We start from the raw sequence: 22,650 nt of genomic DNA, 5'->3' as shown, positions 1-22,650 counted from the left end.
TTTTTAATCCAAATATAGATAATCATAATGTATAAGCGGTTTTAAATCCCGTTGCCCTATTTGCTTACGTGCTTCCTCGCTGTCATAAGCGGTACAGCCTACGCCGATTTGCACGCCTTCCTTATTCATTATCTTTACGATATCATCTTTTTCGAAATCGCCTTCGATGCGGGTTACGCCAACCAATAGTACGCTAGTCGCTTTTGGGGCGGTCAATGCCTCCTCGGCTCCTTTATTGATATGTATTTCCCCTTTGGCGAAACCCTCGGAGTGGGCGATCCATTTCTTTACGCTGCTGACGGGTTTCGAGGCCGGAATGAAACGGGTGCAGACTGTGTCGCTATCCACCGCCAATAACATCGGAAGGATATTATCTTTTTTGCCATTGGCGATGATGACGGCTATACCTTCGTCTGCCACTTTTTGGGCGATATGACATTTCGTCAACATACCTCCCCGTCCAAAGGATGATTTGCTAGCCTGTACGTACTCCGACAAGTCCGTTTTCCCACATTCGATTTCCCGGATCACGGAACTATCCGGCTCCGATGGATTTCCATTATAAATCCCGTCTATATTACTGAGGATCACCAAGGCATCCATTCCCATCATCGTAGCGATCAAGCCGGATAACTCATCATTATCCGTGAACATCAGCTCGGTTACGGATATCGTATCATTTTCGTTTACGATCGGGATTACCTTGTTTTCCAGCATCACTTCCATGCAATGTTTCTGGTTCAAGTAATGCGTACGGCTCCCGAAATTCTCTTTTGTAGTAAGCACTTGCCCGCAAGTCATGCCATGCTCCCGGAATAACTCGTAATACCGGTTGATCAGCTTGGCCTGTCCTACCGCCGAATACAGTTGTCGGGCCGATACGGAATCCAGCTTTTTGCCGGCCTTTATCTCGCTTCGCCCGGAAGCCACGGCACCGGAGGAGATCAAGACGATCTCCATACCTTGCCGATGCAAGTCCGCTACTTGGTCAACCAACGCAGACATGCGAGTGATATCTAGCGTCCCATCCTTGCGGGTCAGGACATTGCTTCCTATTTTTACAGCGATCCTTTTCAAGAAAGTTATGATTTATTATTTATTATCTTTATCCCGGATCTCTACCCGTCGGATCTTTCCGCTGATTGTTTTCGGCAGTTCGTCCACGAATTCGACAACACGGGGATATTTGTAAGGAGCGGTGACACGTTTCACGTGATTTTGCAATTCCTTGATCAAGGCATCACCCGCTTTCTCTTTATAATCCTTCGCCAATACGATCGTGGCCTTTACTACCTGTCCGCGGATCTCGTCGGGGACACCGGTGATAGCACATTCCACTACCGCCGGGTGAGTCATCAAGGCACTTTCCACCTCGAACGGCCCGATACGATAGCCGGAACTCTTGATCACGTCGTCCGCACGGCCAACGAACCATAAGTAACCATCCTCGTCACGCCAAGCCACATCTCCCGTGTAATACAGGCCATCGTGCCAAGCCTCCCGAGTACGTTCCGCGTCCCGGTAGTATTCCTTGAATAACCCGATAGGCTTACCATTTGTTGTGTGGATCACGATCTGTCCTTGCTCGCCATCCTCCGCACGGCTTCCGTCCGGACGCAATAAATCGACCTTATACTGTGGGTTAGGAATACCCATAGAGCCTGGTTTCGGCTCCATCCACGGGAAAGTGGCGACAGTCAACGTAGTCTCTGTCTGGCCGAAGCCTTCCATCAACTTAATGCCGGTCAGTTTATAGAAGGTGTCGAATACGGCAGGATTCAAAGCCTCGCCGGCGATCGTACAATATTGTAAGGATGATAAATCGTATTTAGTCATATCCTCTCGGATCAAGAAACGGAAGATCGTAGGAGGAGCGCAAAGCGAGGTGATCCGGTAATCTTGTATCATCTGCAACATATCCGCAGGCGTGAATTTCTCGTGGTCGTAGACGAATACGGTCGCTCCGGCGATCCATTGCCCATATAGCTTGCCCCAAACTGCTTTGCCCCAACCTGTATCTGCGATCGTCAGGTGAAGGCTGTCCTTATGCAAGTTGTGCCAGAAACTGCCAGTCACGATATGCCCCAGTGGATACGTAAAGTCATGAGCCACCATTTTTGGGTTTCCGGTCGTACCGGAGGTGAAATACATCAAAGAGATATCGTCATTACTATTCGGGTGAGAGGGGCGGACGAAAGGAGCGGCGTTTTGGATACCCTGTTGGAAATCCTCGAAACCTTCCGGTATTTCCGGCCCTACGGATACGACATTTTTTACGGTCGGTGAGTCCGGCAAAGCCTCTATAATATGTTTTGTTATCACTTCCTCTCCAGCGCAAACGATCATCTTGATATCAGCGGCATTCGCACGATAAACGATATCTTTCTTGGTCAGTAAGTGTGTAGCCGGTATCACGACAGCCCCTAATTTATGCAATGCGATGATAGAGAACCAGAACTCATAACGGCGTTTCAGTATCAGCATCACCATATCGCCGTGTCCGATTCCCAAGGATTGGAAATAAGAAGCTGTCTGGTCCGTATACCGTTTCAAGTCGGCAAACGTAAAATCGATATGCTTTCCATGATCATTTGTCCAACATAATGCTTTCTTATCCGGTTCTTCCTCTGCCCAAGCGTCTACCACATCATATCCGAAGTTGAAGTTCTCCGGAACCTTGATCTTGAAGTTTTTAATAAAATCCTCTTGCGACTCGAACGTCGTTTTATCTATAAATCTTTCTAACATGCTGTTGATCGTTTATAAAATGACGGCCAAGAAACTGACCTTTTCCCCATTCAGCGCTTTCATACCGTGAGGAAGCTCTGAGTTAAAATAAATACTATCACCTTCTTCTAAGATAAGATCTTTATTGTTGATCTGCAGTAACAGGCGTCCTTTTAATACCATATTGTATTCTTGTCCCGGATGGGAATTGAGATACATTGGCTCATCCTCTGGTTTGGGATGTACGGTTACCAAGAAGGGGTCCGCTTTACGTCCGACGAAACCGGCGGCCAATGATTGGTACTTATAGGCTTTCGTACGCTCTACGGCAACACCTTTTCCGTTACGAGTAATAAAGTACGTACTCATTTTAGGCTCGTCGCCAAACATCAACGTGGTTAATTCTACGCCATAAGCCTGTGAGATCTGATGCAATACGCTAACGGAAATATCCACCGTGCCGCTTTCCAGCAGCAAATATTGCTCAGTCGTGAGGTTGCAGACTTTTGCCATTTCTTCCGGCGTAATCTCCAGTGCGTCCCGTAGTCCGGCCAGACGCTCTGCGATTTGTTGTATCTGTTCGTTCATTTTACTGAAATTATTGTATTATGTCGCTCCAAAGATAGGAATAAAAAGCAAAAAGAAGGTGAAAGCCTTTGTTTTCTTTTCTAATTAACAGGTATGGCTTGTTTTTAATACAAATGACGCTGATAATACGGATAAGAATAGTAGATCCGTGTCATCTGCGTTTGAAAGATAAGCATCTAATACTTATTCAGCATTTTTCTTTAGCCATTCTAACCGGCGCTGATCCGGAAGGTGTTTTACCTTGAAATGCTCGAATGTCACATTAAATCCTTTTCCGTCGGGGCAAGCGGCCATAACCCCGACTTGTACGGGGATATTGTCTTGTAGCCAAGCGTTACGCATAAGGGTGTATTCCTTGTCATCGAATGAGTAGAAGATCTCCACGGCGTCCAATCTCCGGACGGCTTTTATCCATACATAGGGGATCGCTTTGTCTAAGGTGATAACGCTCCAATCGGAGGTCTTATGCGTAACGACCGCACTTAGGTTATATTTACCATCCACGAATTCTATGCCAGCTTTTATATAATTTTCATGATTGATACGAAGCATTAGGCCGGCTTGATCGAAACGTTGCTTGTAATCACCGGTTATCTTGACTTTAACCTCGAATTCACCCCCATAAGTCGCATAATAAAAAGGAGCGTCATCTACCGTGAACCCGTAATGGGAAATCCTCCAATAGTCGCTTTGGGGAGTGACCTGCATGGAAAGCGACTTGTCTTTGATCTCCCATTGTTCCGGCTCGTTGAACCATTGCATCTTATCCAATGATTGTGCCTCGCAGAATTGCAAAGAGGCGACAATAACAAAACTTAGTAATACTAATTTTCTCATTTTACTTCTCATTTCGATTCTTTCTATTCCCGTAAGAGGTAATGTCTTTAACCTTACCTTCGCAAAGGTAACGTGTTATGAAAGATTGCACAATGATTCTGGGATTTTATCTAGGACGGAAAAGTAAGGGTTAATGATATTTTGTCTATTCGTACTTGATAACCTCGACCGGACAGCTTTCAGTTGCCTCTTTAATGCCCGCCTCGAAATCATTGAAATTGACTCCTTCGTTTACACGTGAACGATCTGTAACAGTAAATACTTCCGGGCAAATACCTTCGCATGTACCGCAAGCGATACAATCCTCCTCAATCCAAACTCTTTTAATTTCCATAATTTTATTCCTTTAAGATGATTAATATGTTAATGTAACAAACAACTTTTGCAGATTGTTTTCGGGAGAGACCTTTTAGATCATTGTATAGACCGTGAAATGAGGTTATCTTTGGTTGATATATATTAACGTTTATACGCCACTGTTTTAAAATAAATTTGCTATGTTTACAGCAGAAAGTTCATTGAATAACCATTTTTAAAATCTGAAGTATTATGGATAATGCTATTTTTAGATTTCCCAAACCCATTAATGAGCCGGTAAAAGCGTATGCTCCCGGATCAAGTGAAAAAGCATCCTTAAAGAAAGCGTTGGCGCAGATTAGTTCCGAGGAATGGGATATTCCTCTGGTAATTGGTGGAAAAGAGATCCGTACGGGTAATACCGGTAAGGTCGTTATGCCTCATGACCATCATCACGTATTGGCTACTTACCATAAGGCGGGCGAGAAAGAAGTGCAAATGGCTATCGATGCCGCCATGAAAGCGCATAAGGAATGGTCTGAGCTGCCATGGGTGGAACGTGCGTCCATTATGCTTCGTGTTGCCGAGTTGTTGGCTACGAAATATCGTTATATATTGAATGCTTCGGTTATGTTGGGACAGAGTAAGAATCCGTTCCAAGCGGAGATTGACGCTCCTTGCGAATTGATCGATTTCTTGCGTTTCAGCACTTTCTATGCTAGTCAAGTATATGCCGATCAACCTTATTCCGAGACGGGTATATTGAATCGTATGGAATACCGTGCCTTGGAAGGTTTCGTGTTCTCGCTCACGCCGTTCAACTTTACGTCTATCGCTTCCAACTTGAATATGGCTCCGGCTATGATGGGCAACGTGGCGGTATGGAAACCCTCTACTACGGCGATCCATTCGAACTATTTCTTGATGAAGGTTTTCCAAGAGGCCGGCTTGCCCGATGGCGTAGTGAATTTCATCCCGGGACAGGGTAGCATGATCGGTAAGGTGATTACGGCGAGCCGTGATTTGGCGGGATTCCATTTTACAGGCTCTACTTCTACGTTCAATACCTTGTGGCGTCAGATCGGAGAGAACTTGGGGCATTATAAATCATATCCCAAGATCGTAGGCGAGACAGGTGGCAAGAACTTTATCTTCGCTCATCCTTCCGCTCCTGCGTTGGATGTGGCTACCGCTATTGTACGTGGTGCGTTCGAGTATCAAGGGCAGAAGTGCTCGGCGGGTTCTCGGGCCTATATCCCGGCTTCTCTCTGGAAAGAGGTGAAAGATTATGTAGGAGATATGCTGAAAGAGATTAAGATGGGTGACGTGCGGGATTTCACGAACTTTATCAACGCCGTGATCGATGAGGCCTCGTTCGATAACATCATGAGTTATATCGATTATGCGAAACAGTCTCCGGATGCGGAGGTCCTTTTTGGTGGTAACGGAGACAAATCTGTTGGTTATTTCGTGGAGCCAACGGTTATCCAGACTACGGATCCGATGTTCAAGAGCATGGTGGAGGAGATCTTCGGGCCGGTGATTACGATCTACGTATATGACGACGCTAAATATGAGGAGACTTTGGAACTTTGCGATCGTACTTCTCCGTACGGATTGACGGGGTCGATTTTCGCTCGTGATCGTTATGCGATCGATAAGGCATTCAATACCTTGCGCTATTCGGCCGGTAATTTCTATATCAATGATAAACCGACCGGTGCCGTGATCGCCCAGCAACCATTCGGCGGTTCCCGTGCGTCCGGAACGAATGACAAGGCGGGTGGCCCGTTGAACTTGATTCGCTGGACGAATCCTCGTTGTATCAAGGAGTGTTTGGTTCCTCCGACGAGCTACGGATATCCGTTCTTAGGAGAGAAATAATTGTTACAATTAAGAAATATCAACTGATTGTGGGGAGACGGGGCACGCTCCGTCTCTACGCTATGACGTTACCTTTATCTATATACGATATGTTAGACTTTAATAATACCGAGATCGCTTTCTCGTCGAAGTCGCGAGGAGAACTACAAAATGCTTATTGGCTTTTTAATACGATAAAATATCCTTGGTTGGTAAAATGCGCCAAAGTAGCCACGAATATAGCCTTGAAAATACATTTCCCGCTGGCTTGGGCGGTGAAGCCTACCTTATATAAACAGTTCGTTGGGGGAGAAACTTTACAAGACTGTTCCGCTGCTATCAACCACTTGATGAAATACAACGTGAAATCAACGCTTGATTATTCAGCGGAAAGCGAGCAGACCCCGGAGGGTATACAAGCGACTTTCGAGGAAACCCTACGCTCGATCGATTTTGCGAAAGGAAATACGAATCTAGCCTATGCCGTATTTAAACCTTCCACGATCACGACCGATGAGCTTTTGGCCAAGGCTTCCGAGAAACGGGAAGAGCTTACGATAGATGACGTAAGGCATTTTCGTGAGTTTCGTGAGCGTTTTATGGCACTTTGCCAGCGGGCTTACGATAACGACGTCCGTATCTTAGTGGATGCCGAGGATTATTGTTTCCAAGACGCTATCGATAAGCTTACCGATGAGGCGATGCGTAAGTTCAACAAGAAACGTGCGATCGTATTCGCCACCTTGCAAATGTATCGCCATGACCGGATGCCTTATTTGCGCCGTATCTACGATGACGCCGTGGCGAAAGATTATATCGCCGGCGTGAAATTCGTGCGTGGGGCTTATATGGAAGCGGAGCGTGTGCGTGCGGCGGCATTAGACTATCCTGATCCGATTTGCAAGGATAAGCGTGCGACGGACGAGAACTTCGATGCGGCGGTTCGTTTCACCATGGATCATTTAGATCGTTTCGAGATGTTTATGGGAACGCATAATGAGGAGAGTAATTATAAGTTGGCTAAATTAATGGACGAGAAAGGGATCGCCTGTGATGATTCCCGTGTTTTCTTTGCCCAGCTATTGGGGATGAGTGATAATATCTCCTTTAATCTTGCCTATGCGGGATATAACGTAACTAAATATGTTCCTTACGCCTCCGTAAGGGATGTACTGCCGTATTTGATCCGGCGTGCGGAAGAGAATACCTCTGTCGCTGGGCAGACCGGCCGGGAACTCCGGATGTTGGAGGCTGAGATGGAAAGGCGTAAGAATAACCGTTGAAGAAAACGTCGGTATCGGCATGGGGTGATGTCGGTATTGGCGTGTGGCGTAAGCACTACCGGTGCGGGCTTACGCCACTACTGCTTTGGCCCTGTGCCGATATCGGTATTTGCGAATGGCTGTTTAGGGAGAGCGATGTACTTATTTACTGGCCTTTAACCCTCGGATCACGGAAGAGGTAAAACCGGAAAGTTCCATCTCATTCAATCCCTTGATGGTGATACCGCCCGGGGTCGTTACCTTATCGATCTCCATCTCTGGGTTACTTTTGTTCTCGAGCAATAAATCAACGGCACCTTTCACGGTATGTACCACGATCTCTTGCGCTTGTTTGGGATAGAAACCTAGTTCCACGCCACCTTCTATCGCCGCGCGGATATAACGCAAAGCGAAAGCGATTCCGCTGGATGCCAATGCCGTTCCTGCGCCCATCAGCCGCTCTTCTACCAACATGGCGTTGCCAAGCTCGTTGAAAATATGGATGATCAAGTCCGTTTGCTCCTTGGAGGCGTTGCGGGCGGAAACGAAAGTCATGCTGCTCATCACCTCGATAGCTGTATTGGGCATGATCCGGAAGATCGTGGGGGTAGCCAGACAGTCGAAGTCCGTGTTCTTGGTCAAATAAGTATGTAACAGATCGAAAGTCACGCCAGCCGCTACAGAGACAATGATTTGTTTCTCGAAGTCGAGCACCGACTTAATCTCATCTATAATCATTTCCACGCGCCAAGGTTTAACGGCGATTATAATGATATCGGCGTTTCGTGCCGCTTCCATGTTATCATGGGTTAAGATAAAGTCCGGATCGATCTTTTTCATCTTCTCCAAGGTCTCATCCGATTGGGCAGTACAAGTGATATCAGAGGCATTGAACATGGTTCCTTTCGCTAAACCTCGTGCGATCGCTCCACCGATATTACCCGAACCAATAATAGATATTCTCATTTTGCAGATAATTAGTTATATGTTTTTTTCTGAAGAGACAAACTTAGATAAAATATCTCAAATACGTACGACTTTGTAGAGTTAGCTACGGATAAAAAACTTACATTCGCGGGTGATACGGACTTAATACTAATATAAATATAAAAATTCACATGAAAAAGACTATTTTAGTTTCAAGTATGCTATTCGCTCTGACGATGTCCGCTACGATCCAAGCGCAGGACACGGATAAGAAAGATAGCGAGGAGGGATTCGTGTTCACGACCGTGAAAGAGAACCCGATCACACCAGTCAAGAACCAAAACAGGGCCGGTACCTGTTGGTGCTATTCCTCATACGGGTTCTTGGAGTCGGAGTTGCTCCGTATGGGAAAGGGCGAGTATGACCTGTCCGAGATGTTTACGGTATATAACACCTATCTGGATCGTGCCGACGCAGCCGTACGTACACACGGGGATGTCTCGTTCTCGCAAGGCGGATCTTTCTATGACGCGCTCTATGGGATGGAAACATTCGGCTTGGTTCCGGAAGAGGTGATGCGCCCGGGCGTGATGTATTCCGATACGTTGAGTAACCATACCGAGCTTTCCGCTTTGACAGACGCTATGGTGGCCGCTATCGCCAAAGGACGGTTGCGCAAATTGCAGTCTGATGAGAATAACGCTATGTTATGGAAGAAGGCGGTCGCTGCTGTACATCAGATCTATCTAGGTACCGCTCCGGAGAAGTTTACTTATAAAGGAAAGGAATATACGCCGAAATCTTTCTTTGAGTCTACAGGCTTGAAAGCGTCTGATTATGTCTCGTTGACTTCTTATACGCATCATCCGTTCTATACCCAGTTCCCGCTTGAGATTCAGGATAACTGGCGCCACGCCATGTCGTATAACTTGCCACTGGATGAGTTTATGGAGGTTTTTGATAATGCCATTAATACGGGGTATACGATCGCTTGGGGTTCCGACGTGAGCGAATCTGGTTTTACCCGTGATGGAGTGGCCGTTATGCCTGATGATGAGAAGGTACAGGAGTTGAGCGGTTCCGATATGGCTCATTGGTTGAAATTGAAACCGGAGGAAAAGAAGCTGAACACAAAACCGCAACCTCAGAAATGGTGTACGCAAGCGGAGCGCCAGTTGGCTTACGATAATTACGAGACGACCGACGATCATGGTATGCAGATCTTCGGTATTGCCAAGGATCAAGAAGGTAACGAGTATTATATGGTGAAGAACTCTTGGGGAACCAACAGCAAATACAACGGTATTTGGTATGTATCTAAAGCGTTTGTCCGTTATAAGACCATGAATATCGTAGTTCATAAAGATGCGCTACCTAAAGCGATCAAAGCCAAGTTAGGTATCAGATAATCGATATCTGTTAAGGATGGTTTAAATAAAAACTAAACCCCGATAGTTTCCGGCGATCCGGTAAGACTATCGGGGTGATCTATATATACAAAGATGTGCTGCCTATATTATTGAACAAGTTTTAGTGTGTAGTTAAGATCTGCCGCCGCTTTTTGCAAGGCGTTGTTCATCAAGGTCAAGTTATCTCCTTCTACTTGGAAATAGATGACTGGTTCGCTATCACTAGGAATTAACATAAAATCCCCCACGATTTGTTTCGTGAGGGATCATTTTTAACTATTTACCGTGAAATATTTATTTCTTAGACGGTTCTACCCTGTCATCCGGATAGGGAGAGGCCGGGATTGTGGAAGCGCTTCCGTCTCGTCTGGCGAAATAGTGCGGTGACATGATTTCTACGCCTGCTTCATTGAATACGTCCTGTATGTTTTGATGCAGGTCGGAGTAGATATCCCCGAGTTTATCGGCATCTTTTATATAAGCGTTAATTTGATAACAGGGATAGTAATCGCTTAGTTCGGTCTCCAATACGAAAGGCTTCGGCTCCGGTAATACCCCGGTGGTCTGGCGGGCGGCATTGATCAATAATTGATGGACTTGCCGCCAAGGTACATCGTAGCCGATCGTAACCGTACTGTGGATGATTAATCCGTATTGTCGTGCGGATGCGCTATAATTCGTTGTATGTGAGGACATGATAAAGGAGTTCGGGATGGTCACTACCTCGTTCTTGGGAGTACGTAAGCGGGTAACAAACGGAGTCTTCTCGATCACGTTGCCAGTCGTCTCGTTTAGTTGGATACGGTCACCCAATTTAAAAGGCCTCATATAAGTAATGACTAATCCGGCGATGATATTTCCGATCACCGTACTGGAACCCAACGATATGATCAAACCGACAAATACGGATATGCCTTGAAATACCCCCGAGTCCGATCCCGGTAGATAAGGATAGATCATGGCGATCATAAAGGCGTATAGCAGGAAACGGATGATATTAAATGTCGGTTGTGCCCAGTCCGGGTAAAAACCTGATATTTTCAGGTTCTCGCTCTCTATCTCGTTGGCTATGTATTGGATTCCTTTTACGATGTATTTGATGCAGTAATAGATCACCAAGATAATAAACAAGTTCGGAATATAGGAGCCGACCGATTTAAAGATCATCTTTACTGGTTCCAGCAAATAGGAGAATATCTTCAAGGCTAAGTCTTCTGTTTGCGGGAAGATAGCGAAAAGGATCGGTACACTGATGGTTAATTGGATTAGTAACACGATCCATCGTATTACGTTGGTGAAAAACATCAATACACGTCCTTGGCGATGTGTGTTGAGAAATTCATAATCCCGGATGGTAATAGATCTGAGTCGGTTCTGCTTTAACCAGATAATTTTCCTGCGTAGTTTCTTAAACAGATAGTTGGTCAGCTTAAACAGGAAATATTGGATGATAATTACGAGGATGAATAATAATACCCGTTTCGCTATCTGTAAGATACTATGTTGTTCCCTTAGTTCTTGTATCTTGTTTTGGATAATCGGTTGATATTGTTCAGCGAGGGCGATACGACTGAGATTTTGCCATAAGGCATCTTGGTCGGTGATACTTAGGATAACCTTTTCTCCGTACATGATATCCGTTACATATTCGCTATCATAGATATAGATGGAATCCTTCTTCAAGGAATGCGAGGTCCCGATCTTTACCATGATATTGAGGATGTCCTCAGCCCGGTCAACCGGAGTGCGGCCTCCGCGCTTGGCGTAAAGGTAAAATAAGGTATCCCCCTCCACGACTACAGGTACGCCGGGAGTTAGTGTCCGAAGGGAATCGATACGGTTTTGTTGCTCGGCTCTTTTTAAGGAGTCGGCGGTAGTGTTACTGTTCTTCGTGCTTTCCAACTCGTCTTTCAGCAAAATCTCGTTAAGTTTCATCTCTTGCAGCTGGAGGGCTAGCTCTTGTATCTTGATGGAATCCTGCCTGTGTTGCTCGTCGAGTGAAAACGTATCGGTTGATGTAACTGGCTCCTTCGGCTCATTGCCTATTGTCGTAGACAATAGTTCTTCGGCCTTTTCCCTTAATTGGGCATTGGATATCGTTGGCAGGAAACTGATTCCTGCCAACGATCACTAATCGCAATAAAAATTGTTTCATCGAATCGTGGATTAACTATTTACCACCGGCCGGAAGATGTTCCAGCCAGTATTTAGCCATTGTCTTACGCAGGTGAAGAGTCGTTCCTTCCCCTTCGTTGATGCTATGGCTACGCATCGGGTAACTGATTTGCGTAAACATCTTTCCGTTCTTGACTAGCTTGTTCACCAGCATCTCACAACTCTGGTAATGCACGTTATCATCTCCCGTACCATGAATGAGCAGCAGATTACCTTCCAATCCCTCGGCATAGGTAATCGGTGAACCTTTGCGGTAACCTTCCGGATTGTTCTGCGGAGTATTCATGTAACGTTCTTGGTAAATCGTGTCGTATAAACGCTGGTCTGCCACAAAAGCGATCGCTATACCGGTATGGAATACTTTCGGATAACGGAACATGCAGTTCAAGGTCTGGCTGCCGCCGCCGCTCCATCCGGTAATGCCGATCCGGTTGGCATCGATAAACGGATATTGACGGGCCATATCCAGGATACCCCTGCTCTGGTCTTCGGAAGCGAAAGTACCCACTTCTCCGTAAATACATTTACGCCATTCACGTCCGCGGGGAGTATTTGCGCCCCGGTTCTCGATACTTACTATGATATAACCTTGGTTCGCCATATATTGTTGCCACAAATCTCCGTTACCCCATGCGTCTTGTACGGTGGCACTCGCCGGCTCGCCGTACACCTCTATGATAACCGGGTATTTCTTGGATGCGTCGAAACCGACAGGTTTTATCATCCATGCGTCCAAGGTTAGATGGCCGGACTTGACCTTAATAAATTCTTTCGGGTTTAATCCTAAAGCGGCGTATTGCTCCTTGGCTTGGGCATTATCTTCGAGCATGCGTACGGATTGGTGCTTCGGGAAAGAAACCATGTCGATAACGGATGGGGTAGAAGCATTACTATACGTATGTACGGCCCATTTGCCGGTAGGTGACATGTTGTAGCGGTGCTGTCCGGATTGTTCCATGGGGCTTACACGCTCCACTTCTCCATTGCCGAATGCTTTAGCCCGGTACAAGTAACGTTGGGTGAAATTGTCCGGGGAGGCGATGAAATAGATCCAGCCCTTTTGTAGATCGGTCCCGACCGGCGAGATATAATCAAAATCACCTTTGGTGATGGGTTGTATCTCTTTTCCGTCCCGGCTTATCCGGTATAAGTGTCGCCAGCCACTACGCTCGCTTTCCCATGTGAAATAGCGGTTATCCTTTAACCATTGTATGTTATCATTCGTGTCCAGCCATGCGGCATCCGTATCGGTGAAGATATTATTCAGCGAGTTATCGGATATCTTGGCGATCCATACCTTATTTGTATTCTGCGGGCGGTTTAGTTGCTGTATGAACAACTCATCGCTTCCGGGGATAAATTCCATACGAGGCAGGTAATTATTCCGGGGATCTCCGGGTATGGCGATCCAAGTGGTGTTCCCGCCGGTAGAGGCAACGTAGCCTACTTTTACGGCTGAATTGGTGGTTCCTGCCTTGGGGTATGGGAAATGGATCACCTTTGCGTAGATGGAGTCTACATTGTTAATAATGTCGAACACTCCTGTTCCTTTCGTATCGCTTTGCCAATAGGCGATATGCTTTCCGTCCGGGCTCCAGCGGAAACCATCCCGGCAACTGAACTCCTCCTCATATACCCAATCGAAGGTTCCGTTGACAATCGTATCGCTTCCGTCTTTTGTTAGCTGCGTGATTTTCCCGGAGTCTATATCTTCTACATATATGTTATTGTTGGAAACGTAGGCTACACGTGTGCCATCCGGAGAGAATTTGGCGAACATCATGGAGGATTCCGGCATTCCTTTTCCCAATTGACGTAAAGTGCCGTCCTTTAAGTTTAATACCCAATAGTCACCTCGTGTATCATAACGCCATACCCGTTGGGTATTGTTATAAATCAGGACTTTCTCATTATCCGCACTCCAGGAGATGCTACGTACGGGAATAGGTTTTCCTGTAGATTTGTCTGTCAATAGGGATGAGGGGATAATGACTTCACGGGAGTTATCTTTCGCTTGATAGGCGACAATATCTGTACCTCCGGTTTGCTTATTATTTTCCAAACGGCTATAACGTTCACCGTCTTTTAGCCAGGTCATGCTTCCGATGCCTTTCGTTTGTATAACATTACCGGCAACGATATCCTCAAGATTCAACGCTTTTTGTGCCATACTTACACCTCCAGACAGAAGGCTGATCGTGGCGATCGCTAGTAATTTATTTAGTTTCATGTTGTATTAGTTGATTACTACTATAATGTATGCAAAGAACGGAAAGTTAGTTGATATAACAAAATGGATTTGTATATTCGCGCCTCGGAAATCAAGAATAATCATATTTAATTTTATATAGAATCGGAATGAAAGCACTTTCAAGGTATGTATGGTCACTTTTAGTAATCATGGTGATGGGATTTACTTCTTGTGGGGATGACGACGAGCTTCAGTTCTCGGAAGAGCAATTGGCTTATATCAACAAAAATAAGGAATACATCTGGGAAAAGAAAGCGGAGAAAGATGAGAAGGGTGAATTAAGATATAAGCAAGTTGTTCTAGGGGGTGATACCGCCTTATACCGGATCATTCAAAAAGAAAATGAGTGGCAAACGACACCCACGATGACTTCCGTGGTCTATTTGCTTGGTTTGGAAGGGAAGTTCATAAATGGACAGGTCTTTCAAAACAAATTGGAGAAATCAAGCTTCCCTATGAACAGTATTATACCGGGCCTGAGCGGTATCTTATTGAATATCCATCTGGATGAGACCGTGGAGGCGATCATTCCGGCTTCGCTGGGTTATGGATATAAAGATGATCGAGGTATCCCCGGAGGTTCTACTTTAATCTTTGCTTTTACTTTGGATAAGGTAGAATGAATAATACCTTGATGGATAAGCCTATCTTCTATATTCGCCGCCACTGAATGTTCGTTCGGTGGCGGCGAATATACATTCAGTGGCAGCGAACGAACATTCAGTGGCGGCGAATAAAGAAGGTATCGGGTTGCGGGAGGTTTTATATAGTACAGGTAGAACATTTTATTCGGTTTGATCTGACTTTTATCTTTAGTAAGATTTGGCACGGTTACTTAATTCCACAAACGGGTTAATGGTATAAATAAGTGATGGTTTAATTAGTTTATTTCGAGTGTGTATACGATTTATTCGTACATGCTCGATAGTTTCTCCTGTTGTAGGGACGGGGTACGCCCCGTCCCTATAAGTTGTACAATATATATTTATCTTTTGAATAACCGGAATAACTCACCGATCCATAAAACCAGAGAGGAAGATCCGATAATGATTGCCCAATCTTCCAAGGGCAAAGGTATTACGCTGAACATCTCGCCTCCAAAAGTGACGATCAAGTATTGACCAATCAAAATCAGTAAAGTGACCAGCAAGAAGCTTTTACTATCCTTTAAATTGGCAAAAGCGGAACGTCCTTCCATAAATGCCTTTGCGTTAAACATATTCCAGAACTGTAGCATCACGAAGAAGCTGAAGAACCACGATAAATCGTGCGGCGTTAAACCGTCTTGCGCATGGAAATAGAACAACAAGCCCATCAAGATTACGACAAAAGCGAATCCGACACCGAAAATATTGTAAGCCATCGGGCGGGTGATAATGAAATCTCCATCCTTACCGCTCCTGCGAGGTTTATCTTTCATCACTCGCTCATTCGGTGGGAGAGAGGCCAACGCCCCGGCAGCGAATGTATCCATGATCAAGTTTACCCATAACATCTGCGTGATGGTCAAAGGTGATTCCGTACCTAATAAGGAACCTAATAATACGATCAAACAAGCGGCTACATTGATAGTCAATTGAAATAACAAGAATTTCTGGATATTCCGGTACAAGGAACGTCCCCACATCACCGCACGGGTAATGCTGCTGAATGAGTTATCGATAATCGTGATGTCGCTGGCTTCCTTGGCTACAGAAGTTCCGTCGCCCATGGAAAGTCCTACTTGTGCTGCTTTCAAAGCTGGGGCATCGTTTGTTCCGTCTCCGGTAACCGCTACCACAGCGCCTTTCTGCTGTAATAATTGTACCAAACGCTGTTTGTCCGTAGGACGGGCACGGCACATGATCTTCAAGTCTAAGACACGCTCCAAGGCCTCTTGGTCGCTAAGTGCCTCGAATGCAGGACCCGTGATAATGTTCCGGTCGGTATCGTCCGCTTTCCACGTACCGATCTGCCGTCCGATTTCTTTGGCCGTACCCGGTGTATCTCCGGTGACGATCTTCACGTCGATACCTGCGTCCAAGCAACTTTGAACAGCGGGCGGCACATCCGCACGTACCGGATCGGAGATCGCTACGATACCTAGATACGTTAAATCCGTATCATGCAAACGACCCTCCACGAAGAAGGTCTCATCCATTCCATCCTCGATTATCTGGTAAGCGAAGCCAAGCGTACGCATCGCTTGGTTCTGGTAATCCAATAATTGTTTTTCGATGCCGGCTTTACATTCCGCCACCGGTTTGTAGGTCTCTTCTGTTGCTACCCGGTTACTATGGGCCAGTACGATTTCGGGAGCGCCTTTCACGTAAAGAACCTTCTTGCCAAGTAACGGTGATTGTACGATTGTTGCCATATATTTCCGTTCCGTAGAGAAAGTCAATTGATCTAGAATCGTAGCATTCTCTCTTAATTCCAGATAATTCTGGTGTTGTCCGTTCAACCAGAGTAAAAGGGCGGCCTCCGTCGGGTTTCCTAGGGTTTTTATTTTTTCTTCCGAGAAATCGAGGAATGCCGTGGAATTCGTGGAGATACCTTCTTTGATCAGGTTGCTTAACTCATCACTCCCTAGCTTTTGGTCCTTTAGGTTGTAGAAATTCGTTTGGTAAACTTGCATTTGGTTCTGTGTCAACGTTCCGGTCTTGTCCGTACAAATTACGGTAGTCGCTCCCATGGTCTCGCAGGCATGCATTTTACGGACAAGATTATTCGTCTTCAACATACGATTCATGCTGAGGGCCAAACTTAGCGTGACACTCATCGGCAATCCTTCCGGAACGGATACCACGATCAACGTAACCGCTACCATAAAGTAGTTGAGGATGTGGGCGATGATGTCCATCGTCGGCATCCCGGGGAAGCTATCCGATAAAAGGAATTTTACGGTCAAGGCGATGAACGTCACTCCGGCGATCGTATATCCGGCTTTGCTGATCACTCCGGCTAAACCTTTCAATTGGATCTGTAAGGGAGTCTCTATATCGCTCTCGATTTGCGAGCCTTCATACACTTTGCCGTATCCGGTAGCATCACCTACTTTTTCCACTTGCATGACGCCATGTCCGTCCACGACCGTTGTTCCTCGCATGACCACATTGGATGGATAAGTCGCTTCCGTATCGAAATCTGCCTCATTTGTTGTCTTGCTGATAATCGGCTCGCCGGTTAATGTGGATTCGTTGATCTGCAGGGAGATGGCTTCAAGCAGATGTCCATCCGCGGGAACTTCCTCACCGGTCTCCAAAACAACGATATCGCCTACGACAACCTCTTTTTTCGGTATCTGGCAGATATTCCCGTCACGGATTACCTTCACTAAAATATCATCATTGACAGTATTCAAAATATCGAATGCCTTGTTCGCTTTTACCTCGAAGAAAAAGCCCACGCAACTGGCAAGCATGATTGCGAAGAAAATGCCGATCGGCTCCAAGAAGGCCGTAAAACCTTTCGCCTCAGGTCCCCAGCAATGTACACCGGCAATAATCATGGACAAGAGCCATGCTACTAATAATATACGAATAATAGGATCTTCGAATTTCTCCAAGAATTGGCTCCATAACGAAGCTTTCTCGGGCGGGGTAAGTACATTCTCGCCGTGAAGGCGCCTGCTCTCTTCTACTTCTTGTTTGGTTAATCCTTGGTACTGATGTTTTTTCTCCATAAATTTATTAATCTGATTAAGAAAATGGGATAGCAAATTACGTAAAGTTATACGACATATACAAGGGTTTAACCTTTTTGTATATATTTGTGTTGTATAACGAATTAATTTTTAATTAAAAGATGAAGAAAGTACTATTCATGTTATTGGTTATGTTCGCTTTGAGCGCCTGCCAATCAAAGGATTCATATGTGAAGGAGTTTAGCGATTTTGTAGATAAAGTGGAAATGGAGGCTGCCGATTATACCGATAAGGACTGGAAGAAGGCGGATCGGAAATTCTCGGATCTATCCACGGATCTTTACGCCAAGTTCGAGGAAGAGCTGAATGCTGATGAGAAAGCGGAGATCGTTAAATTGCAAGCGACATACGCCGGATTGAAAATGAAAGCGGGCGTGAAAGACGCTGCCAAGAAAGTGGATAAGTTCTTGGATGGTTTGAAGGAAGGAACAAAATAACCTCTAATACGAAAATAAGATGAATAGAAATTGGATGTATTCGCTATTTGCTTTATGGATCCTCTGCTCGTTCGCCTGTACGCAGCCTAAGCCTGTGGCGAATGTGGAAGTCCAGAAAGAGAATTTCGTATTCTCTATAAAAGGGACAGATACATTGTCTTTGGACAAGTATGAGTTGCCTTCTATGTCGCCCGCCTTAAAAAAGCCTGTGATGATTTTCGCTTTTGGCGGTGGGTTTAAAGGGGGAGATAAGGCGGATAAAGGATATATTCCTTATTTCGAGTTCCTCGCCCGAAACGGTTTTGTGGTCGTATCTACGGATTATCGCACTACCTTGAAGAATCTGGATCCTTCCAAAGTCTCTTCTCCGATGGACTTTATCGCGGCCTTGCAGCATGCGATCGATACGGCGGTAGAGGATTTTTATGATGCTACCGGTTTCGTGGTCAACCAAAGCTCGGATTGGAACATCGATGTGGAGCGGATCGTAGCGAGCGGTTCGAGTGCCGGAGCGATTACGGTATTGCAGGCAGAGTATGATTTATGTAACGGACATGAGTTGGCGAAAAGGCTACCGGTAGGTTTCAACTATGCCGGTGTGATCTCCTATGCCGGCGCGGTCTCTGATGTGTTTCCTCCACATTGGGAAAAAATGCCTTGTCCGATTATGCTATTCCACGGCGACGCGGATAAAACCGTTCCTTTTGAACAAGCCGCTATGGAGAACCTCGGCGGTTTATGGGGATCATCCGCTGTAGCGAAAAGTCTGGAAAATCTTCAAGCCTCCTATTATTTTTATAAGGTAGAGAATGCGGGGCACGAGATCTCCGGGCTTCCTATGTCCCGAAATCAATATGATATTATGAGTTTCTTGAGCCGTCAAGTCTTAGGTGATGAGAATTTGGCGATCACGACGGACGAACGTGTGCCCGGTGATACGATCGTACGGAAAGATTTTACCGTACGGGATTATATCTTGGATAATTTGCGTTAATTATGATAATGAAATATAAACAGCTTTAATTTGACCTTTTTAGATTAAACTATTCACCCGAAGAATTGTCTTTACTATATAGAGTGATTAATAGTGTGTTTAGTTTATTAAGGTTATGAGATTAACAAGGTTTGTTGGATTTTTAGGGATTGCCCTTCTTTGTGCGGGGCAATCCCTTTTTGCTCAAAGTAAGCAAGAGAGGAATGAGCAAAAAGAGAAAACAGTGAAGGAGATCGTGGATAGCGGTCGTATTAAGATCGATGTGAATCGTGCCGTACCGATGGGCGGGAGATCCGTCAATCTTACTTCCCCTTACTCATTGGAAATACATGGTGATTCGATATTCTCTTATCTTCCTTACTTCGGACGTGCTTACTCTGCTCCTTATGGTGGTGGAGAGGGCTTGACGTTTAAAGAGGTATCGACGGAGAAGGAGCGAACCTCGAAGAAGAAAGGCCGTTCCGAGATCAAGTTTCGTGTAAAGACCCAAGAGGATGTATACACGTTTCGGGTGGAAGTCTATCCGAATGGCTTGGCGACAATCAATGTGATGCCCGTGAATAAACAGGCCATTACCTTTTATGGGAATGTCGCCTTAGACTTGAAATAGCCGTCCTTGCCGTGTATCTCTTTCCTCGATCCGCTTATTTACCTTAGCGGTAAATTCGAAGTTTTTTAAACCCCAATCCGGTGCGATCAGTAGCTCTTTGGGGGATTGTGATACGAACCTCTCTACAACGATAGAGGGGTTCAGTCGTTCGATGAAGTCAATCACCAATTCGATATATTCATCGGCCGTATATAAATGGAAATCCGAAGGATCTTCCTTGAACTCCTTTGCCATGCGGGTATTCCGGATAAGTTGCAATTGATGCAATTTAAGTGTCGTGATCGGGAGGCGTGACAAGACATCCGCATGGTGTAATATATCATCCCGGCTTTCTCCCGGTAACCCGAGTATCAGATGCGCCCCGGTGTAAATGCCTTTTGCCGCCGTACGGCGGATAGCAGATTCCGATTCTTCATGGGTATGCCCCCTGTTTATGCGGACTAAGGTCTTATCAAGCGTACTTTCCAATCCATATTCAATCATGACGAATTTTCGCAGGGAAAGCTCCGCGAGATAATCCAATAAATCTTCCGGCATACAGTCCGGGCGAGTGCCGACAATCAATCCTTCCACTCCGGGATAGGCAAGCGCTTCCTCATATTTACGAATAAGAGAGTCTAATCGGTCGTATGTATTCGTGTAGGCTTGGAAGTAGGCCAGATACCGCATATCCGGATATTTGCGGGAAAAAAAACGTACGCCTTCCTCTAATTGCTCGGTAACGCTTTTCTCCGTATGACAGTATTCCGGACTGAATGTTTGGTTATTACAATAGGTGCAACCGCCCCATCCTTTAGACCCGTCTCGGTTCGGGCAGGTGAAGCCGGCGTTGATGGAGATCTTCTGTACTTTATGGTCAAAACGTTCCCGAAGGAACTTGCCGTATTCGTAATATCGTTTCGTCTTTTCCATAGGGCAAAGGTAAGAGAAGTCTTTTGAAAAACACGTACGTGTTTTCCAAAAAAGTCGTACATGTTTTTCTGAAAACACGTACGTGTTTTGACGAGAGCATAATCTTATTTTTTTTGATGTTTTTTTTGATGGCGTTTTGATATTTTAGTATATTTGTCTTGTTGATAAATTTAATGAGATAGTATTTGACTTTGTTCCTTGTTGATCTATTTTAATGTTGTTGATTTTATTTAAGAACAAAGCTACTAAAAACGCTTTAGAGTCATTATTGGGATAATTTATATATGTTGAACCATTTTTTAAGTGAAAGCCTATGAAAATAAAATTTTTGTTTAAGTTAGTTGCTCTAATGACAATCATTAGTGTTGTCGGTTGCAGCGATGATGTTGGTGTCGGTCCTAAGGGGAAACTCTATTTCTCCGATTCTAAATCATGGAAGGATAGTGGTACTCTTATTTATGAGAATTTTGATCCTTCTTATATTGTTCCATATTTGTATCGTGTAAATGCGGACTCTATTAGTTTGGTTCCTGTTCACAGTAGTAATACGAATGATCTGAAAACGTATCCGTTTGAGAAAGATCTTAATAAACTTATATTGTCTTTAGAAGATACGGATAAACATGCGGTTTACAAACCACAATAAAATAATGATACGTATTTATATTTTGCATGTAAAGACTGCGGATGAAAATGTGCAGACATTGAATGTCGTTGTAAAATATTGATATAGAACTTTTTGATTTATGATTGTTTAAAAACTAATGGTTCATAATAACTATTATTTCATCGTTAGAATGGCGATAATAGACCGGTAAGGGCTGTTGTCGTTATTTTTTCAAGGTGGAGTCATTCTTTGTCTTGCGGAAATTAGTGAGTGCATAACTTATATAACCGGAAAACGCAGTAGTACTTACTTGGCCAAGTAAGTATATATCCTTTGCCACTTGCAGTATATATTCTATGAGCAAGTAAGTACTGCCGTATTTTTGGGGCTATAAAAAATGTGACTATGCCTAAATTTACTTCACAGATTTTACTGTTATTTTCTAAGGTACTTCACATCTTAGAGAAGCTTCTCCTGAAAAACTTCACAGGGTTGAAAGTTGTTTGCTGAACCGGTTCACAGCGGCAAAAATACCGTTTTTCTTTTTCCATGCAAAACAACCATGAAAAAACCACTGCGGAGGAAGCCTCGCGGCTGGAGGCGCAAAGCCTCCATTGAGCGATCACATACAAGTCAGTGCTTCTCGGAACCTGACAGGTGGGAGCATGTCCCTGTTGCTCCTATGCGGTCTCCTATTGTTGTAGAAGTCTATGATCCTCGCCAACAAATCCCTTGCGGCCACCACGTCCGGGGGGCGTTTCATCCTGTAGAGCCATTCCTGCTTGATGATGCCGTTGACCCGCTCGGCGATTGCGTTGTCGGTAGGCTTGTAGTCCTCCGTCATGCTGATCGTGGCTTTAATGGCCTGTAGACGATCAATATATTGATTACAACAATATTGAACGCCGCGGTCGGAGTGGTGGATCAGTCCATCGAACCCCAGGGGTGACACGTGCGAGATACCCATGTCCAGAGCCGTCACGGTATTGGAGGCGACCAGGCTGTCGGAAAGGACCCAGCCTATGATCTCATGCGTGAACGCGTCCGTCAGGAGATGCAGGTAGGCCAC

General features: G+C 45.1%; 19 protein-coding genes and 1 pseudogene. 8 read left to right on the top strand and 12 right to left on the bottom strand.

Annotated features, from left to right (window positions below; translation table 11 throughout):
* Positions 1–3: 3 nt before the first annotated feature.
* From proB to E5342_RS07705, 5 genes are all read right to left on the bottom strand, one after another.
* Positions 4–1,077: a glutamate 5-kinase gene (gene proB, locus E5342_RS07725; protein ID WP_135959143.1), complete on the bottom strand. Its 1,074-nt coding sequence runs from the start codon at positions 1,075–1,077 to the stop codon at positions 4–6.
* Positions 1,078–1,092: 15 nt separating this feature from the next.
* Positions 1,093–2,748: an AMP-binding protein gene (locus E5342_RS07720; protein WP_135959142.1), complete on the bottom strand. Its 1,656-nt coding sequence runs from the start codon at positions 2,746–2,748 to the stop codon at positions 1,093–1,095.
* Positions 2,749–2,760: 12 nt separating this feature from the next.
* A complete protein-coding gene (locus E5342_RS07715) occupies positions 2,761–3,315 on the bottom strand; it encodes a helix-turn-helix domain-containing protein (protein ID WP_121736516.1) in 555 nt (184 codons plus the stop codon).
* Positions 3,316–3,498: 183 nt separating this feature from the next.
* Positions 3,499–4,152 (bottom strand): DUF1349 domain-containing protein, encoded by a 654-nt coding sequence (locus E5342_RS07710; protein ID WP_121736517.1) that lies wholly within the window; start codon positions 4,150–4,152, stop codon positions 3,499–3,501.
* Positions 4,153–4,297: 145 nt separating this feature from the next.
* Positions 4,298–4,486 carry a ferredoxin gene (locus tag E5342_RS07705; protein WP_135959141.1) on the bottom strand — a complete coding sequence of 63 codons (189 nt, stop codon included), beginning with the start codon at positions 4,484–4,486 and terminating at the stop codon, positions 4,298–4,300.
* 215 nt (positions 4,487–4,701) lie between these two features.
* Between E5342_RS07705 and pruA the strand changes: the two genes are divergently transcribed.
* Both pruA and E5342_RS07695 read left to right on the top strand, forming a co-directional pair.
* Positions 4,702–6,333 carry an L-glutamate gamma-semialdehyde dehydrogenase gene (gene pruA, locus E5342_RS07700; RefSeq protein ID WP_121736519.1) on the top strand — a complete coding sequence of 544 codons (1,632 nt, stop codon included), beginning with the start codon at positions 4,702–4,704 and terminating at the stop codon, positions 6,331–6,333.
* Between the two features lie 89 nt (positions 6,334–6,422).
* The gene (locus E5342_RS07695; RefSeq protein WP_121736526.1) at positions 6,423–7,595 is read left to right on the top strand and encodes a proline dehydrogenase family protein; all 1,173 of its coding nucleotides are present in this window, start codon (positions 6,423–6,425) and stop codon (positions 7,593–7,595) included.
* A gap of 141 nt (positions 7,596–7,736) precedes the next feature.
* On the opposite strand, the gene proC is transcribed toward E5342_RS07695, so the two are convergent.
* The gene (proC, locus tag E5342_RS07690) at positions 7,737–8,540 is read right to left on the bottom strand and encodes a pyrroline-5-carboxylate reductase (RefSeq protein ID WP_135959140.1); all 804 of its coding nucleotides are present in this window, start codon (positions 8,538–8,540) and stop codon (positions 7,737–7,739) included.
* Between the two features lie 152 nt (positions 8,541–8,692).
* Here proC and E5342_RS07685 point away from each other — a divergent pair, with 152 nt between their 5' ends.
* Positions 8,693–9,910 (top strand): aminopeptidase C, encoded by a 1,218-nt coding sequence (locus tag E5342_RS07685; RefSeq protein WP_121736521.1) that lies wholly within the window; start codon positions 8,693–8,695, stop codon positions 9,908–9,910.
* A 107-nt stretch (positions 9,911–10,017) separates the two neighbouring features.
* On the opposite strand, the pseudogene E5342_RS20135 reads toward E5342_RS07685, so the two are convergent.
* The 3 genes and pseudogenes from E5342_RS20135 to E5342_RS07670 all read right to left on the bottom strand — a co-directional run.
* Positions 10,018–10,149 (bottom strand): annotated as a pseudogene (locus E5342_RS20135) (copper resistance protein NlpE); the annotation flags it as partial.
* 55 nt (positions 10,150–10,204) lie between these two features.
* Complete coding sequence (locus E5342_RS07675; RefSeq protein WP_432707216.1) at positions 10,205–12,034, bottom strand: mechanosensitive ion channel family protein; 1,830 nt, start codon at positions 12,032–12,034, stop codon at positions 10,205–10,207.
* A gap of 46 nt (positions 12,035–12,080) precedes the next feature.
* A complete protein-coding gene (locus tag E5342_RS07670) occupies positions 12,081–14,315 on the bottom strand; it encodes a S9 family peptidase (protein ID WP_121736783.1) in 2,235 nt (744 codons plus the stop codon).
* Between the two features lie 128 nt (positions 14,316–14,443).
* On the opposite strand from E5342_RS07670, the gene E5342_RS07665 reads away from it, so the two are divergent.
* A complete protein-coding gene (locus E5342_RS07665; RefSeq protein WP_121736782.1) occupies positions 14,444–14,959 on the top strand; it encodes an FKBP-type peptidyl-prolyl cis-trans isomerase in 516 nt (171 codons plus the stop codon).
* Between the two features lie 362 nt (positions 14,960–15,321).
* On the opposite strand, the gene E5342_RS07660 is transcribed toward E5342_RS07665, so the two are convergent.
* Positions 15,322–18,000, bottom strand: coding sequence for a calcium-translocating P-type ATPase, PMCA-type (locus E5342_RS07660; RefSeq protein WP_135959139.1), 2,679 nt, complete (start codon positions 17,998–18,000; stop codon positions 15,322–15,324).
* A gap of 122 nt (positions 18,001–18,122) precedes the next feature.
* Between E5342_RS07660 and E5342_RS07655 the strand changes: the two genes are divergently transcribed.
* The 3 genes from E5342_RS07655 to E5342_RS07645 all read left to right on the top strand — a co-directional run bounded on the left by E5342_RS07655 (position 18,123) and on the right by E5342_RS07645 (position 20,062).
* Positions 18,123–18,458 carry a DUF6565 domain-containing protein gene (locus E5342_RS07655; protein WP_121736780.1) on the top strand — a complete coding sequence of 112 codons (336 nt, stop codon included), beginning with the start codon at positions 18,123–18,125 and terminating at the stop codon, positions 18,456–18,458.
* A 19-nt stretch (positions 18,459–18,477) separates the two neighbouring features.
* Entirely contained in the window at positions 18,478–19,452 is a 975-nt protein-coding gene (locus E5342_RS07650) for an alpha/beta hydrolase family protein (protein WP_135959138.1), read from the top strand.
* A 115-nt stretch (positions 19,453–19,567) separates the two neighbouring features.
* Entirely contained in the window at positions 19,568–20,062 is a 495-nt protein-coding gene (locus tag E5342_RS07645; RefSeq protein WP_135959137.1) for a DUF4251 domain-containing protein, read from the top strand.
* Here the strand turns inward: E5342_RS07645 and E5342_RS07640 are convergent.
* Positions 20,048–20,974, bottom strand: coding sequence for a TIGR01212 family radical SAM protein (locus E5342_RS07640; RefSeq protein ID WP_135959136.1), 927 nt, complete (start codon positions 20,972–20,974; stop codon positions 20,048–20,050). The genes E5342_RS07645 and E5342_RS07640 overlap by 15 nt on opposite strands.
* Positions 20,975–21,287: 313 nt before the next feature.
* On the opposite strand from E5342_RS07640, the gene E5342_RS07635 reads away from it, so the two are divergent.
* Positions 21,288–21,620, top strand: a complete 333-nt coding sequence (locus tag E5342_RS07635; protein WP_135959135.1) for an LptM family lipoprotein — start codon at positions 21,288–21,290, stop codon at positions 21,618–21,620.
* A 583-nt stretch (positions 21,621–22,203) separates the two neighbouring features.
* On the opposite strand, the gene E5342_RS07630 is transcribed toward E5342_RS07635, so the two are convergent.
* A partial coding sequence (locus E5342_RS07630) for an integrase core domain-containing protein (RefSeq protein WP_168354466.1) occupies positions 22,204–22,650 on the bottom strand: 447 nt, incomplete at its 5' end.

The organism is Parabacteroides distasonis (assembly GCF_004793765.1).
GTDB classification, from domain to species: Bacteria; Bacteroidota; Bacteroidia; order Bacteroidales; family Tannerellaceae; genus Parabacteroides; species Parabacteroides distasonis_A.
This window is presented reverse-complemented; position numbering and strand designations above follow the sequence as displayed.